The 15,094-nt window shown below is 61.8% G+C and carries 18 protein-coding genes; 12 read left to right on the forward strand and 6 right to left on the reverse strand.

All coding sequences use genetic code 11. The features are described 5' to 3' along the window. Positions 1-9 precede the first annotated feature (9 nt). From KW824_RS19690 to KW824_RS19700, 3 genes are all read left to right on the forward strand, one after another. On the forward strand, positions 10-576 hold the full coding sequence (locus KW824_RS19690; RefSeq protein WP_218410806.1) for a Crp/Fnr family transcriptional regulator: 567 nt from the start codon (positions 10-12) through the stop codon (positions 574-576). A gap of 56 nt (positions 577-632) precedes the next feature. After that, positions 633-1,088, forward strand: a complete 456-nt coding sequence (locus KW824_RS19695; protein WP_218410792.1) for a GNAT family N-acetyltransferase — start codon at positions 633-635, stop codon at positions 1,086-1,088. A gap of 104 nt (positions 1,089-1,192) precedes the next feature. Then, entirely contained in the window at positions 1,193-2,029 is an 837-nt protein-coding gene (locus KW824_RS19700) for a DMT family transporter (protein WP_218410793.1), read from the forward strand. Positions 2,030-2,056: 27 nt separating this feature from the next. On the opposite strand, the gene KW824_RS19705 is transcribed toward KW824_RS19700, so the two are convergent. Both KW824_RS19705 and KW824_RS19710 read right to left on the reverse strand, forming a co-directional pair. Beyond that, a complete protein-coding gene (locus KW824_RS19705; RefSeq protein ID WP_218410794.1) occupies positions 2,057-2,905 on the reverse strand; it encodes a hypothetical protein in 849 nt (282 codons plus the stop codon). A 113-nt stretch (positions 2,906-3,018) separates the two neighbouring features. Further along, positions 3,019-4,242 (reverse strand): Nramp family divalent metal transporter, encoded by a 1,224-nt coding sequence (locus KW824_RS19710; protein ID WP_218410795.1) that lies wholly within the window; start codon positions 4,240-4,242, stop codon positions 3,019-3,021. 236 nt (positions 4,243-4,478) lie between these two features. On the opposite strand from KW824_RS19710, the gene rpsF reads away from it, so the two are divergent. The 4 genes from rpsF to KW824_RS19730 all read left to right on the forward strand — a co-directional run bounded on the left by rpsF (position 4,479) and on the right by KW824_RS19730 (position 6,481). Next, positions 4,479-4,865 carry a 30S ribosomal protein S6 gene (gene rpsF, locus KW824_RS19715; RefSeq protein WP_005331771.1) on the forward strand — a complete coding sequence of 129 codons (387 nt, stop codon included), beginning with the start codon at positions 4,479-4,481 and terminating at the stop codon, positions 4,863-4,865. 32 nt (positions 4,866-4,897) lie between these two features. Then, entirely contained in the window at positions 4,898-5,128 is a 231-nt protein-coding gene (gene rpsR, locus KW824_RS19720; RefSeq protein WP_005313392.1) for a 30S ribosomal protein S18, read from the forward strand. A 49-nt stretch (positions 5,129-5,177) separates the two neighbouring features. Further along, a complete protein-coding gene (gene rplI / locus KW824_RS19725; RefSeq protein ID WP_005331773.1) occupies positions 5,178-5,624 on the forward strand; it encodes a 50S ribosomal protein L9 in 447 nt (148 codons plus the stop codon). Positions 5,625-5,737: 113 nt separating this feature from the next. Then, positions 5,738-6,481, forward strand: coding sequence for a ferredoxin--NADP reductase (locus KW824_RS19730; RefSeq protein WP_182787522.1), 744 nt, complete (start codon positions 5,738-5,740; stop codon positions 6,479-6,481). A gap of 16 nt (positions 6,482-6,497) precedes the next feature. On the opposite strand, the gene KW824_RS19735 is transcribed toward KW824_RS19730, so the two are convergent. The 3 genes from KW824_RS19735 to KW824_RS19745 all read right to left on the reverse strand — a co-directional run bounded on the left by KW824_RS19735 (position 6,498) and on the right by KW824_RS19745 (position 7,672). Further along, positions 6,498-6,695, reverse strand: coding sequence for a hypothetical protein (locus KW824_RS19735; protein ID WP_182787524.1), 198 nt, complete (start codon positions 6,693-6,695; stop codon positions 6,498-6,500). Positions 6,696-6,974: 279 nt separating this feature from the next. Beyond that, positions 6,975-7,355, reverse strand: coding sequence for a hypothetical protein (locus KW824_RS19740; RefSeq protein WP_005331789.1), 381 nt, complete (start codon positions 7,353-7,355; stop codon positions 6,975-6,977). A gap of 26 nt (positions 7,356-7,381) precedes the next feature. Next, positions 7,382-7,672, reverse strand: coding sequence for a hypothetical protein (locus KW824_RS19745; protein WP_043131505.1), 291 nt, complete (start codon positions 7,670-7,672; stop codon positions 7,382-7,384). 246 nt (positions 7,673-7,918) lie between these two features. Between KW824_RS19745 and KW824_RS19750 the strand changes: the two genes are divergently transcribed. Continuing rightward, on the forward strand, positions 7,919-8,917 hold the full coding sequence (locus KW824_RS19750) for a Preprotein translocase subunit SecY (protein WP_218410796.1): 999 nt from the start codon (positions 7,919-7,921) through the stop codon (positions 8,915-8,917). 45 nt (positions 8,918-8,962) lie between these two features. Here KW824_RS19750 and KW824_RS19755 read toward each other — a convergent pair whose 3' ends face one another. Next, positions 8,963-9,130, reverse strand: a complete 168-nt coding sequence (locus KW824_RS19755) for a hypothetical protein (RefSeq protein WP_162472074.1) — start codon at positions 9,128-9,130, stop codon at positions 8,963-8,965. 56 nt (positions 9,131-9,186) lie between these two features. Here KW824_RS19755 and KW824_RS19760 point away from each other — a divergent pair, with 56 nt between their 5' ends. From KW824_RS19760 to gshA, 4 genes are read left to right on the forward strand one after another with little or no spacing between them, the layout of a single operon-like run. Further along, positions 9,187-10,152 (forward strand): NADP-dependent oxidoreductase, encoded by a 966-nt coding sequence (locus tag KW824_RS19760; RefSeq protein WP_218410797.1) that lies wholly within the window; start codon positions 9,187-9,189, stop codon positions 10,150-10,152. Beyond that, complete coding sequence (locus tag KW824_RS19765; RefSeq protein WP_005331793.1) at positions 10,149-10,586, forward strand: YqaA family protein; 438 nt, start codon at positions 10,149-10,151, stop codon at positions 10,584-10,586. Before KW824_RS19760 ends, KW824_RS19765 begins: the two co-directional genes overlap by 4 nt. A 27-nt stretch (positions 10,587-10,613) precedes the next feature. Continuing rightward, entirely contained in the window at positions 10,614-13,427 is a 2,814-nt protein-coding gene (locus KW824_RS19770) for a pitrilysin family protein (protein ID WP_218410798.1), read from the forward strand. 60 nt (positions 13,428-13,487) lie between these two features. Next, positions 13,488-15,086: a glutamate--cysteine ligase gene (gene gshA, locus KW824_RS19775; RefSeq protein ID WP_218410799.1), complete on the forward strand. Its 1,599-nt coding sequence runs from the start codon at positions 13,488-13,490 to the stop codon at positions 15,084-15,086. Positions 15,087-15,094 lie beyond the last annotated feature (8 nt).

Consider the following 15,094-nt stretch of genomic DNA (forward strand, 5'->3'; position numbering starts at 1 on the left):
GCCGTGATGATGGACAGACCTCCCTTTTTCCGGGACAGGGTCACAGATGAGCAGGAGGCCAGGCGCCTCCTCTCTTTTGCCCGGCCGCTGACGCTCTCCCCTAAATCTTGCCTCTGGCACACCGGCGACAGTCCGGATCTGCTGATCAGGGTGGAGCAGGGGTTGCTGCGGGCCAGGGTGGTGCTGGCGGATGGCCGCGAGTACATCAAGGAGTTCTACTGGGAGGGGGACGAGTTTCTCGACTTCCATCACCTGCTCAGTGGCGAACCCGCCCGCTACAGCGTGGAGGCGCTGGAGCCTTGCCGGTTGCAGCTGTTCCAGCTGGCCGACCTGCGTCCGCTCTCCTGCTGGTCCGCCTGGTATCAGCACCTGCTGGAAGTGCAGCTGCGCATCAAGGAAGAAAAAGAGCTGCTGCTCTTGACCGAGAGCCCCCAGGCCCGCTATCAGCACTTCCTGGACTGCTTTCCCGCACTGGATGCCAGGGTGCCGGATCACCAGATCGCCGCCTATCTCGGCATCAGTCCCATCAGCCTGAGCCGCATTCGCAAACGGCTTAAAAGTCTTAACAAAGGTTAATGCCGCCCTGACTGCGCTCACCTATGCTGGCAGGCCGAATTGATAAGGAGTCGCCGATGAACTGGATCCTGAAACCCTGGTCTGAACTGACCACGAACGAGTTGTATGAGTTGCTGGCACTGCGGGCCGAGGTGTTCGTAGTGGAGCAAAGTTGCCCCTTCCAGGATCTGGACGGAGTGGATCGCCGGGACGGTGTGCTGCACCTGCTCGGTTATGAAGGCGATCATCTGGCCGCCTATGCCCGCATCATGGCCCCCGGCATCGGCGACGACAGTGGCGCCGCCATAGGCCGGGTGGTCACATCCCCCCAGTCGAGAGGGGGTGGTCTGGGCCACAGCTTGCTCGATGAGGCGGTGACCGCCTGCACGGCCCGCTGGCCGGCGCACAGCATCTGGCTCGGCGCCCAGGCTCACCTGCAGGGCTTCTATGGCCAGCACGGCTTCGCGCCGGAAGGGGAAGGCTATCTGGAGGACGATATTCCTCACGTTGGCATGCGCAAGCTGCCGGGCTGACTCTCTGCGCTGTGAAAGGGATAGGGGGCAGACATGAGCGGGCTCCCACATTGCTGCGACGCAAACGGGTATGATCTCGTCCCCTTGTTGATTGGAACCCCGTCGTGACCCTCGCCATCTTCGCGGCCATCTTGCTGGCCGCCTTGCTGCACGCCCTGTGGAATGCGCTGGCCAAGCGCCAGGCCGAGGGGCGTGTCAGCGTGTTGCTGGTCTCCCTCTGTTCCGGCCTCTTCTCCCTGCCTTTCCTGCCGCTGGTGGGGTGGCCGGCCCAGGTCGAATATCCCTGGTTGGCACTCTCCATCCTGTTGCACTGCGGATATTGCCTCTTTCTCGGCCGGGCCTACCGTTTGGGGGAGTTTGGCCAGATCTATCCGCTGGCCCGTGGCAGCGCGCCCCTGGTGACCCTGCTGCTCGGCGCCTTGTTGCTGGGGGAGGTGCCCGGTGTCGTGGCTGTGGCAGGGGCCATGGTGCTGGTGGGCGGGGTCTTGCTGATGGCCTGGCGCGGCGGCATCCGGTTGGCGCCTGCCGCCCTGTGCGCCGTGCTGATCACGGCGCTGTTTACCGCCGCCTATACCCTGTCTGACGGGGTAGGGGCCCGCTCGGCGGGGGAGCCGATACGCTATACCCTCTGGCTCTTTACCCTGACGGCCCTGATGATGCCGCTGCTGATGAGATGGCAGAGCCGCACCGCCTTGCGCAGCCTGACCCGGGCCGAGTGGTATTCGGGCGCACTGGGCGGAGCCCTCTCGCTGCTTGCCTACGGCATCGTCATCTGGGCCATGACCCTGGCTCCCATCGGGCTGGTGGCGGCGCTGCGCGAGAGCAGCGTGCTGTTTGCCGTGCTGCTCTCCTGGCTCTGGCTGGGGGAGCGGCTGGGGCGAGTCAGGCTGATGGCGGCCCTGGTGATCCTCTGCGGCATATTGTTGATCCGGCTTGGCTGATGGGGATAAACCGGATCTGTCGCCGACTCAGGGGGTGACTTCGGAGAGCAGGCTGAACCCCTCCTCTGCGGGGGCGAGCTGTACTTTGACCTGACCCAGCTCCGCCAGAGTGCCGGCATGGGTGCCGCCGCAGGGGATGGTCAGCTCTTTTCCCTCAAGCGTGCAGTGCCAGTAGCGGGAGTCGATGATGGCTTCGCCTGCTCGCGAGCGACTGATCTCGCCACCCGCAGCCAGCCAGCTAGCGAGTTGCCGGTTGACCTTTTCTTCTATCAGCGCCAGATCCGCCAGCAGTGCCTCACTGTTGACTCCCTTCTTGCGCAGGCTTTTGCCGATGCGGTATTGCTCCCGGGAGCTCAGAGGTTCGACCCGCGAGGTCTGGATGGCGAGGCGGTCGAAATCGGGCTGATCCAGCGCATCGCGCTCGCTCACCTCCTTGCGCCAGTAAGGGACGAGTGCCCGGTTGAGGGCCAGCGCCACCAGATGGCAGCCGCTGTGGCCCAGACTTAAGGAGTGGCGGGCCTCGGCATCCACCCTCAGTTCCACCTGAGTGCCGATGGCAAGCTGATGGTAGCCGGCGAGGGGATGCACCACCACGAAGGCCCAGCCCTCGGCGCCCCGCTTGACCGGAATATCCTGATCCACGAACAGCCTGCCTTCCGGGCTGATGGCCCCCATCCGGCAGGGGCCCACGGCCGCCTCGCCCCCATCCCAGCGCACAGTGCCCACATCCCCCGGTTGATCGGGCCAGAGGTGGCTCTGGGGATGGAAGGGGGTGAGGTTGGTGACCAGCAGGCTGGGTTGCCCCTGCTCGCAATAGACGACGCAGGCCTGTTCCTGATGATGGCCCAGCACGAAGCTGACTCGGGTATGTTCCATGGCAAGGCTTCCGCAACGAGAAATAGAGAAGAAAAAGCGGCAGCATACGCCAAAGCGGGGGCCGGCTCATTAACCTCTGTTAACGAGTCGGCTCGAAGATGGCGGAGTGAACACTAGATCATGGTGACCAGCAGATAGGCGTTGAGGCCGATTACCAGCGCGACTATGAGGCGACCGATTGCCTGGGTCAGTGGATGGTTGCGATGCTCCCCCATCAGGGTGCGATCGCCGGTGAGCATCAGCAGGGGAATGAGCGCGAGGGCTATGCCAAAGCTCAGGATGACCTGGCTCAGCACCAGGATCTCAGTGGTGTTGAGTCCCATGGCGATCACCACGAAGGCGGGGGCCATGGTGATGGCCCGGCGCAGCCAGAGCGGTATGGTGAAGCGCACGAAGCCCTGCATCACCACCTGGCCTGCCAGAGTCCCGACTACGGTGGAGGAGATGCCGGACGCGACCAGAGAGAGCCCGAACAGGGTGGCGGCAGCCTGACCCAGCAAGGGAGTGAGTGTCTGGTAGGCCGTTTCAAGCTCCGCCACCTGCTGGTGGCCCGCGTCGTGGAAGGCCGCAGCGGCCATGGCCATCATGGCCAGGTTGACGAAGCCGGCTATGGTCATGGCGATGGCCACATCGACCCGGGTGCTGTGCAGCCGCTGGGGCACGCTGCCCTGATCCTGGGTGTGCTGGGTCAGCGCCGAGTGGAGGTAGATGACGTGGGGCATCACTGTCGCCCCGAGCACGCCGGCGGCGAGATAGACGGCATCGCCGTTGGGCAGGCCGGGGAAGAGGGCGCCTTCCAGCAGGCTGGGCAGATGGGGGCGGGAGAAGACCAGCTCGACTATGTAGGCGGCGGCCACGAACAGCAGCAGACTGCCCACTACGAACTCCAGCGGCTTCTGGCCGCGGGATTGCAGCATGAGAATGCCCCAGGTGACCACGGCCGTGATGCAGGCCCCTTCCAGCAGCGTCACCCCGAACAGCAACTTGAAGCCCACCGCAGCGCCGATGAACTCGGCGAGATCCGTGGCCATGGCGATGATCTCCGCCTGCACCCAGTAGGCCCAGACTGCCGGTTTGGGTAATTTGTCCCGGATGTGCTCCGCCAGATTCTTGCCGGTGACGATGCCGAGCTTGGCGGAGAGGGTCTGCACCACCATGGCCATCAGGTTGGCCCAGACCACCACCCACAGCAGTTGATAACCAAAGGTGGAGCCGGCCTGGATGTTGGTGGCGAAGTTGCCCGGATCTATGTAGCCGATGGCGGCGATGAAGGCGGGGCCAAGCAGGGTCAGCTTGAATTTGCGGGCCGGGATGGCCGTGGTCAATGCGGGTTGCATGGTGTCACCCTCCATAAGAGCATGGAGACAGAATAGATCTAAATAATAATTATTATCAATTGAAGTTTTGCATCAGGGTCATCGACAAAAACATCTGTCGACGCCAGTTGCAGTGGGAGAGGCGATTTCGTACAATACGCCGCCCTAGAAAGCAGCGTCTAAACACCACTATGTTCCTTGCCTCCGAGGTCTGGCTGCACCTGGGCGGAGGCTGAATTAATCCGTAAGGAGCTAAAATGCGTCATTACGAAATCGTCTTCATGGTTCATCCGGACCAGAGCGAGCAAGTACCTGGCATGATCGAGCGTTACACCGGCGCTATCACCACCGCTGGTGGCACCATTCATCGCCTGGAAGATTGGGGCCGTCGTCAACTGGCTTACCCGATCGACAAGCTGCACAAGGCTCACTATGTTCTGATGAACGTAGAAGCTGAGCAGGCCGTTATCGACGAACTGGAAACCAACTTCCGCTTCAACGATGCCGTTATCCGCAACATGATCATGCGCACCAAGCACGCCGTGACTGAAGTTTCTCCGATGGCCAAGGCCAAGGAAGAGCGCTTCACCCGTCGTGACGACGAGCGCCGCGAAGATGCTGTTGAAGCGTCTTCCGAAGAGTAATTCTTAGATCACCGCATTAGAGGATAAAGGCCATGGCACGTTATTTCCGTCGTCGTAAGTTCTGCCGCTTCACCGCCGAGAACGTTACCGAGATCGACTACAAAGATATCGTTACTCTGAAAAACTACGTCACTGAATCTGGCAAGATCGTACCGAGCCGTATCACCGGTACCCGCGCCAAGTATCAGCGTCAGCTGGCACGCGCCATCAAGCGTGCTCGTTACCTGGCTCTGCTGCCGTACACCGATCTGCACAACAAGTAAGAATCGGTCCGGCACTTAAGCCTAACTCAACTTTTATAGAGGAAAGGTAATGCAAGTTATCCTGCTCGACAAAATCGCCAAACTGGGCGGTCTGGGTGATCAAGTCGCTGTTAAAGCTGGCTACGCCCGTAACTATCTGATCCCGCAAGGCAAAGCCGTTATGGCTACCAAGGCCAACATCGAGACCTTCGATGCTCGCCGTGCTGAACTGGAAGCCAAACTGGCTGCCGGTAAAGCTGCCGCTGAAGAGCGCGCTGCCAAGCTGGGTGAACTGGCTGCCGTTGTCATCGCCTCCAAGTCTGGCGACGAAGGCAAGCTGTTCGGTTCCATCGGTACCCGTGACGTGGCTGAAGCCATCACTGCTGCCGGCGTCGCCGTTGCCAAGAGCGAAGTCCGTATGGGCAACGTTCTGCGTAACACCGGCGAGTACGAAGTTGTTGTTCAGCTGCACGCTGACGTCAAGGCAACCGTACAGATCCAGGTTGTTGCTCTGTAATAGCGATTCGCTTTGCAGAAAAAACCCGCGCACATGCGCGGGTTTTTTTCTTTTTGAATCAAGAGGGGATCAAGGGGTAGAGTGAGGTTCTGTTTCTTTGGAGGAGAACCTGTATGGCAGCCTGGGTCGAAGGTCGGGTACTCGAGCGCATCGAGTGGACGCCCACCCTGTTTTCCTTGCGCATAGCGGCGGATCTCGCCCCCTACAAGGCGGGGCAATTTACCAAGCTTGCCCTGCAACGGGGCGATCAGCGGATCCAGCGCGCCTATTCCTTCGTTAATCCCCCCTCCGCCCCCTACCACGAATTCTATCTGGTCGAGATCCCGGACGGCGAACTGACACCCTCCCTCGGTGCCTTGCAACCTGGTGATGGCTTGCTGGTTCAGTCTCAGGCCACGGGCTTCCTGACCCTGGACGAGCTCCCGCCGGGACGGGATCTCTGGCTGCTCTCCACCGGCACGGCCATTGGCCCCTTCCTCGCCATGCTGGCTGAGGGGGAGGTCTTCGAGCGTTTCGAGAATCTGGTGCTGGTGCACGGGGTGCGCAAGGGGGAGGAGCTCACCTATCAGGGCCTGATTACCAGCCTGGTCGAGCAGTATGGGCCCCGTTTTCACTACGTGCCTTTCGTCAGCCGCGAACCCTGGCCCGACGCGTTGCCCGGTCGGATCCCGGCGGCCATTGCCAGCGGCGAGCTGCAGGCCAGGGTCGGGCTCGCATTCTCGGCCGAACACAGCCAGGTGATGATTTGCGGTAACCCCGCCATGGTGAAGGAAACTCAGCAGACCCTGATGGGGCTTGGTCTTGCCAAGAACCTGCGCCGGGCACCCGGCAACATCAGCATGGAAAATTACTGGTAGACGCCAGCAGGGGCGGTCAGCGACCTATCTTGTCACCGTTGTGCTTGCCAGAGCCCTCGGTGCGGGGAATATCGCCAAGTGGCTGCCTTCTCGCTCCCTGTTCTTCCTGATGGGAGCCAGCATCTTGGGCGGGGCTGCGCCGGGCAAGAGGGGCTTCAAATGCTGCGCCGCTGTTCAGTAACCGGGCGAGCAGGTGGGAAATGGGGTTGCGCATGATGGCCTCGATGACGGCAGGAGGAGAGGCAGTCTATCGCCGCCAGCCTTAACCGGGGCGGAACAACACCTTGGCACCATGGTGATTGATCTGGTGAGGAATGGGTGGTGAACGTTCGTAAAATGACATGATTCGACTTTTTGCCAAGACCATGGAGGGGGCTATCGAGTCTTGATAGGGGGGAAGTCAACAGTCACAGAGTTTCATGAGTTTTGAACTTTGGCAATAAGTTGGCCATTGTCAGCGCGAATGCATTCAGGGGCCGGAGCCCCTGAACCATCACTTGTTCTTGCCTTTCCCGTTGCCTTTTTCTTTGTACTTCGCGTTGTCGTTGCTGTCCCAGTCGTTCTTGTCGTGGCCCTTGCCCGGGTTGTTGCCGCTGTGGATGCTACGGTTGTAGTGGTCGCGATACTTGCCATCCATGTTGTCACAGTTGAGTTTGATACTGCTGCTGCGGGTGCTGATATTCAGGCAGTTGTTCTGCCACCAGTCGTACTCCTTGTCGTCCCAATCCAGGCTGATTTGGCCCCGATCAGTGGAGATCTTGATGTCGTCGTTGTTCTTGGAAGGAGGCGCAGCAAAGGCGACGCCGTGGACAATGAACAGAGAGAGCAGCAGAGCGGTGCGATTGATCATGGTATTGCGCTTGGGATGTGTCATATCAGAGAGGCTCCTGTCGTGACTAGTCACTCTTCCGGGCTGGCCGGGATCTGGTTGGTGCTGGGGGGTTGGTTGCGGGGCGTCTCATCATCCAGGTTGAGCTTGACGCCCTTGCAATCGGCAGAGGCATCCTCACCGACCCCCAGATCGAGACAACTTGTCTGCGACCAGTCAAATTGCGTGTCATTCCAGTCCAGATTGAAGGTGAGCTCGTCAACGGAGAAAGCGTTATTCCCCTGCTCCTGAGCCTGGACCGATGAGATGGAGGTGCCGGCAACCAGAAGCAGGGAGAGCAGCAGCGTAGTCGTTCTGTTCATGATGTCCTCGGATAATGGCAATAGGGAGTCAGTGTAGCGCGCCGGGCTGAACCCAGGCACAACGAAATACTCCCTTCAAGTCTGAGGTCGATTGTAGCGGTTTTCTGCTGCCGATTCGTCCGTTTTGGTCGCACTATGGACAGCTGGTTATCCATATGAAGGAATTCAGGTATTTGCCCTTCTCTCCGACCGCCCGGTGACTATAATCGGCAGCCAACTTTTCCTGCACGGCATACCCTCTTCATCATGACCACACAGGCTCCCGCCGCATTGCGCTATCCCAAGGGCTGGTTTGCACTGACCACGGTGTACAGTTTTACCGGGCTGGCCATTCTGGCCTCCATCGTCTTCTCCCTGCTGCTGTTTCTCTCCATCGACGACAACCCCCTGATGAAGTGGTTGTTTGGCGGTCTGGCCATCATCTTCGAACTGGGCAAGTTCTATGTCTGGTATGAATATGGCGAGTGCAAGGCACGGCGGGATCTCGGCGGTGCCTTCTGGTCGCTGCTGTTTTACAGCGTGCTGGCTGCCATCTCCATCGGTGGCAGCATTGGCGGCATCAACAGCGCCACCAACACCATCTTGAGCCAGCAGGCGCGCCACGAGCGGGAGATCGCCCGCTTCGACGAGCAGATTGCCAGCATAGAGCGGCAGATCCAGCTCAACGAGGAGGCGGCGCGCAAGTACATAGAGATGGCGCGGATCTCCAGCGGGGTGAGCGGATTGCAGCAGGCCAACACCAAGCTCAGGCTGAAGCAGGATGAGCTGCGCCAGGAGCGCGACGCCAAGCCTCTCAATGAGCAATCCTCCATGCTGGGGTTGATGAGCAGCCTGGCGGACGGGGTGGGCATGAGCATCAGCCAGGTACAGTTCCTGCTGGTCTGCTTCCTCTCGGTGTTGCTGGATGCGTTCGGTGCCTTTTTCGTCAGCCTGATCGGCGAGGAGAACCGCTTCCGCCGTCAATGGCAGTGGCAACGGGCGCGGGAAGAAGTCGAGGTTCGCCAGGTCGAGTCAGCTGTCGCCGCACCCATGGTGGTGAGCAGACCAGAGCCCGCACCGGCCGTGGTGGCCCAGGTGCGCAGCGCGCTGGAGAGCGGAGAGCTCAAGTGCAGCAAGCGCAAGGTGGCCGAGGCCCTCTCCCTCTCGCTGGAAGAGGTGGACAGGGTGTTCCAGCATCTGCTGGCCGAGGGGGTGCTGGGGCAGGGCAGCAATCGCCACTACCACCTCAGTGCGCAGGCGGGTTGAGATCCGGGCCACCTCAGGGTGGCCTTTTTGTTGCCGCAGGCGGCGTCAGTGGGTGAGCACCATCATCAGGCTGAAGAAGGCGGCAAGTCCCCCACCTATGCCGATGATCCAGTAAAACCCCTTGGCACCCTGCTTGAGCGGAATGCGGAAGTAGAGCAGAAACGCCCACCACCCCAGGGCCAGCAACAGAGGAATAAGAAACATTCGAGCCATGGTGTCCTCGCTGTTATTCTGTTGACCCTTGATCAATCAACAGGATGGATTGTGCAATGACGCAGCTACAGATTACCGCATTCGGCGACCCCTCGGTACTTAAGCTCAACCCCTCCCTGGACAAGGTGCCCGCCGAGGGGGAAGTCCGGGTACGCATCTGTTTTGCGGGGGTCAACCCCATCGATGCCAAGACCCGGGCCGGCCTCGGCTGGGCGGCGGCCCAGAACAAGGACAAGCTGCCCTGGACCCCGGGCTATGACGTCTCCGGCGTGGTAGAGAAGGTCGGCCCCCATGTCGCCACCCTGGTGGAAGGGGATGCGGTGTGCGGCATGGTGGGCTTTCCCCTGACGGCCGGTGGCTATGCGGAATCTGTGGTGGTTCGCGAGGACGAGCTGGTCAGGCTCGACGGGGTCAGTCTCAAGCAGGGGGCTGCGCTGCCGCTGGCGGGCCTCACCGCCTGGCAGGGGCTGTTCGAACACGGTGCCCTCAAGGGCGGGCAGCGCATGCTGATCCTGGCCGGTGCCGGCGGTGTGGGCCATCTGGCGGTGCAGTTTGCCAGCGCTTATGGCGCCGAGGTGGTGGCGACGGCGAGTCGCGACAACCACAGCTTCCTGCACGGGCTGGGGGCCAGCCAGATGGTGGATTACCATGATGCAGACTGGGTTGCCCAGGTGGATCAGGTCGATCTGGTGCTGGATCTGATGGGGGGCGAGAGCGGCAAGGCGGCGCTGGCCTGCGTCAAACCGGGTGGCTGCCTGGTGACTGTGCCCACCATCACGGCCCAGCAGATCAAGGAGGCAGGGGCCGAGGCGGGCATTGAGGTGCTCGGCATGCTGGTCCACCCCGATCAAAAACAGCTGGCCCAGATGCTGATGCTGCTGCGTCAGGGAGATGTGCATGTCACCCTCTCCGGTGAGTTCCCCTTGGCGGAAGGGGCACTGGCCCATGGCGCCATCGAGGGCGGTCATGTGCGGGGCAAGCTGCTGCTGCGCATGCCTGCCGCCGACAGCCAGCCCGGATGAACGACATTGCCGAGATGGGGCTGGGCTGGCTGTTTCTGAGCGCCTTCACCTCGGCCACCCTGCTGCCCGGCAGCTCGGAAGTGCTGCTGGGGGCCATGGCCACCCGGGGAGAGTGGAGCATGGCCAGCCTGCTGCTGTGGGCGACGCTGGGCAACACCCTGGGCTCCATGACCACCTGGTGGCTCGGCCGGCTCGCCACACACAAGAAAAAACCGGAAGATTTTCAAGGCCGTGGGGAACAAAAAGCGCTCGCCTGGCTCAAACAGCATGGTCATTGGTGCCTGCTGCTCGCCTGGACGCCGGTGATCGGTGATGGCCTCTGCCTGCTGGCCGGTTGGCTTCGCTTCTCCTTCTGGCGCTCTCTCATCCTGATCGGGCTCGGTAAATTGCTTCGTTATGCCCTGGTGTTTCTGCTGGCCAGCCAGATCTTCTAGCCCATTTTTGTCACTCACGAGGTAACCGTGAACAAACTCATTCCATTAAGCATTCTCCTGGGATTCTCCCTGCCCGTGCTGGCAGCGCCCACCCTGGTGTCCGAGCAGGTCAGGCAGGAAGGCAAGCTTGGCATTCCCTATCAGATGTACAGGCTGGACAACGGCCTGACCGTGATCCTGGCGCCGGACAAATCCGACCCCCTGGTACACCTGGATGTCACCTATCACGTGGGGTCGTCGCGGGAGACGGTCGGCAAGTCGGGTTTTGCCCACTTCTTCGAGCACATGATGTTCCAGGGCTCCAAACACGTGGGCGATCAGGAGCACATGCGGATCATCAATGAGGCCGGTGGCGAGATGAACGGCACCACCAACAAGGACAGGACCAACTATTTCGAGACGGTACCGGCCAACCAGCTGGAGAAGGTGCTCTGGCTGGAAGCAGATCGCATGGGTTTCCTGCTCGATGCGGTGAGTCAGAAGAAGTTCGAGATCCAGCGCGCCACCGTCAAGAACGAGCGGGCCCAGCGCATCGACAACCAGCCCTACGGCCTGCTCAGCGAGAAGGTGGGGGAGGCGCTCTATCCACGCACCCACCCCTACTCCTGGCAGCCCATCGGCTATGTGGAGGATCTGGACAGGGTCGATGTGAACGACCTCAAGCAGTTCTTCTTGCGCTGGTATGGCCCGAACAACGCCACGCTGACCCTGGGCGGTGACTTCGACACCAAGCAGGCGCTGGCCTGGATTGAGCAATACTTCGGCCCCATCCCCCGTGGCCCCGAGGTCGCCGAGCCGACGCCGAAACCTGCGGTCCTACCCGAGACCCGCTATGTGACACTGGAAGACAAGGTGCACCTGCCGCTGCTCTATATCAGCTACCCGACAGTGTCCCTTGGTGATCCGCAGGAGCCGGCGCTGGACATCTTTGCCGACGTGCTCGGTGGCTCCGCCAGCTCCATGCTCTATCAGTCCCTGGTCAAGACCGGCAAGGCCATCGAGGTGGGGGCCTCCCACTCCTGCGAAGAGCTGGCCTGTACCCTGGCGGTCTATGCCTATCCGAACCCGGCGGTGGATGGCAGCCTCAAGACCCTCAAGGGGGAGGTGGACAAGGTGATCGGCGAATTTGCCCAACGCGGCATCAAGCCCGCGGATCTGGAGAAGGCCATCAGCAGCTACCGTGCCTCCGCCATCTGGGGGCTGGACAGCATCGAGGGCAAGGTGAGCCAGCTCGCCATGGGTCAGGTGATGACCCGGGATCCCAACTATGTGTTCAAGAACCTGGATGCCATCAGCCAGGTGAATGCCCAGCAGGTCAAGGCAGCCTACGACAAGTTCATCGCGAACAGGCACTCCGTGGTGCTGAGCGTGGTGCCCAAGGGCAAGACCCAGTGGCAGGCGGGCACGCCGAACTTCACCCCGGCCAAGCGCGAGCTGCCGGATTACAGCCAGCATGGGGAGCAGCTGGCCCAGCAAACGATCAAGGACAGCTTCGATCGCAGCGTGCAGCCCAGGACGGCAGAGGCGGTCAGCGTCAAGGTGCCCGCCATCTGGCATGGCAAGCTGGACAAGGGCATCGAGATCATCGGTACCCGAAGTGACGAGATCCCGGCCGTCTCCATCATGATTGCCCTGCCGGGGGGCATCCGGGCCGAGGGCAAGGGCGAGCTGGGGCTGGCCAGCCTCACCGCCGCCATGCTGGGGCAGGGAACGGCGCGCCTCTCCGAGGCCGAGCTCAGCGACGAGTTGCAAAAGCTCGGCGCCAGCATCAGCGTCTCGACCGCCCAGTACAACAATCTCATCACCATCAGCAGCCTGACCGACAAGCTGCCCCAGACGCTGGCACTGGTGCGCGAGGTGTTGCTGCAACCCGGTCTGCGGGAGGCGGACTTCGAGCGGCTCAAGGCACAGACGCTGCAAGGGATGAAACAGAGCGAACAGCAGCCCGAGTGGCTGGCGGGGCAGGCGTTCCGGGAGTTGGTGTACGGCAAGCAGAATCGCCTCGGCCAGCCGACCGACGGGGTGCTGACCGACGTCGAGAAACTGACCCTGGCGGACGTGAAGCGCTTCTATCATGCCTACTACAACCCGACCAATGCCAAGGTGGTGGTGACCGGGGACGTGACCCAGCAGCAGGTGGAACGGCAGCTCGGCTTCCTTACCGAGTGGCAGGGGGCGGCTCCGACTCTGGGAGATCTCAAGCTCAAGGGGGAGCAGGCCAAGGCGGGCATCTACCTGGTGGACAAGCCGGGGGCGCCCCAGTCGGTGATCCGCATCGGTCGCCGTGCCATGCCGTTTGACACCACGGGGGAGTACTTCGTGGCCAACCTGATGAACTTCAACCTGGGGGGCAACTTCAACAGCCGCATCAACCTCAACCTGCGGGAAGACAAGGGCTACACCTATGGCGCCAGCTCGGGCTTCCAGGCGAACCGCGAGGCTGGCATCTTCGCCACCGGCGCCAACGTGCGCACCGACGCCACCGCGGATGCCATCCGTCAGTTCCTCAAGGAGATGGACGGCTACCGTGCGAGCGGGCCCACCCCGGTGGAGCTGGCCTACATGCGCAGCGCCGTCTCCCAGCAGGATGCGCTCTCCTACGAGACCCTGGGCCAGAAGGCGGGCTTCCTGCTGCAGATGATCATGTATGACCTGAAGCCGGACTATGTGCAGGCCCAGAATCAGCTGATCAAAACGGTGTCACCCGAGACGCTAAAAGCCAGTGCAGCCCGCTGGCTCGATCCCGCCGACATGGTGATTGTGGTGGTGGGGGACAAGCAAAAGCTTGAAAAACCCTTGAGCGAGCTTCATCTTCCCATCTATCCACTGCAATTGCCTTGAGGGGCGTTGCATAAAAATGAGCGCCGCCCCAGGTGGGGCGGCCATACATGAGCCGTGAATATGACTACTACTAGCTTGTCGCTCACCGAGTTGCTGACCGCGCTGGGAACCCCGGAACGGGTGACCGCCCTCAAGGGGATCCGGCGCGGGATCGAGCGTGAATGTCTGCGCATCACCCCCGAAGGGACCCTGGCCCAGACCGATCACCCCAGAGGCCTGGGGTCGGCGCTGACCCATGCCAACATCACCACCGACTACTCCGAGAGCCTGCTGGAGTTCATCACCCCGGCCACCGACTCCATCGAGAGCCTGATCGAGCAGCTTGGCGACATCCACCGTCACGCCATTCACCACCTGGGGGATGAGCGGATCTGGCCGCTCTCCATGCCCTGCTTTGTCGGCGACGAGGAGAGCATCCGCTTGGCCCAGTACGGCAGCTCCAACATCGGGCGCATGAAGACCCTCTATCGCCAAGGCTTGAAGAACCGCTACGGCAGCCTGATGCAGGTGATCGCTGGGGTGCACTTCAACTTCTCCATGCCGGACAGCTTCTGGTGCGAGTGGCAGGATCTGGTGGGAGAGGGGTGCTGCAGCCAGCGCTTCATCTCCGACAAGTACATGGGGCTTATTCGCAATGTCTACCGCTTCGGCTGGCTGGTGCCCTATCTGTTCGGCGCCTCCCCGGCCATCTGCGACTCCTTCCTCAAGGGGCGCAAGAGCAGCCTGCCATTCCAGAAGACCGGCAAGGGGACCCTCTATCTGCCCTATGCCACCGCCCTGCGCCTGTCCGATCTCGGTTACACCAACAGCGCCCAGGCGGGGCTCAAGATCAGCCATGACAACCTGCCGGCCTACGTGAGCAGCCTGCGCCGCGCCATCAACACCCATGATCCCGAGTTTGCCAAGATTGGGGTCAAGGTGAACGGCGAGTACCGCCAGCTCAACGACAACGTGCTGCAGCTGGAAAACGAGCTGTACGCCCCTATCCGGCCCAAGCGCACCCCTCGCAGCGGCGAGAAGCCCTCGGATGCGCTGGAGCAGCGCGGCATCGAATACATCGAGCTGCGCACCGTGGACGTGAACCCCTTCACCCCGTTCGGCATCGAGGTGGATCAGATCCGCTTCTTCGACCTGTTCCTGGTCTGGTGCCTGCTGCGACCCTCCCCGCTGCTGACCGAGGAGGAGATTGCCCGTAACCGCCGCAACCAGAACAAGGTGGTGCTGGAAGGACGCCGTCCTGGTTTGGAGTTGGAAGATGAACAGGGCAATGCCATCGGCCTCAAGGAGTTCGGGCTCCAGCTGTTCGACGAGCTGGACCAGGTCGCTGGGCTGCTGGATCGCTGCTGCGGCCGCAACCGCTACCGCGAGACGCTGGCCATGCACCGCGAGAAGCTGCTCAATCCCGAGCTGACCTATTCCGCCCGCCTGCTCAAGCAGTTGCTGGAAAGCGGCCAGGACAACGGCTGCTTCGGCGACGAGCTGGCGAGCCGCTACCGGGAAGAGATGCTGGCCGGTGAGCTGCAGTACTGGGATGAGGCCTACTTCGCCGGTGAGGCGCGGGAGTCCCTGGCCAAGCAGCGGGAGCGGGAGCGCGGCGACAGCCTCTCCTTCGACGACTTCCTCGCCGATTATTTCGGGACCCGGCAGACCACCGCCTGAGGGCGCCA

The sequence above is a fragment of the Aeromonas sp. sif0611 genome (assembly GCF_019218845.1).
GTDB classification, from domain to species: Bacteria; Pseudomonadota; Gammaproteobacteria; order Enterobacterales; family Aeromonadaceae; genus Aeromonas; species Aeromonas media.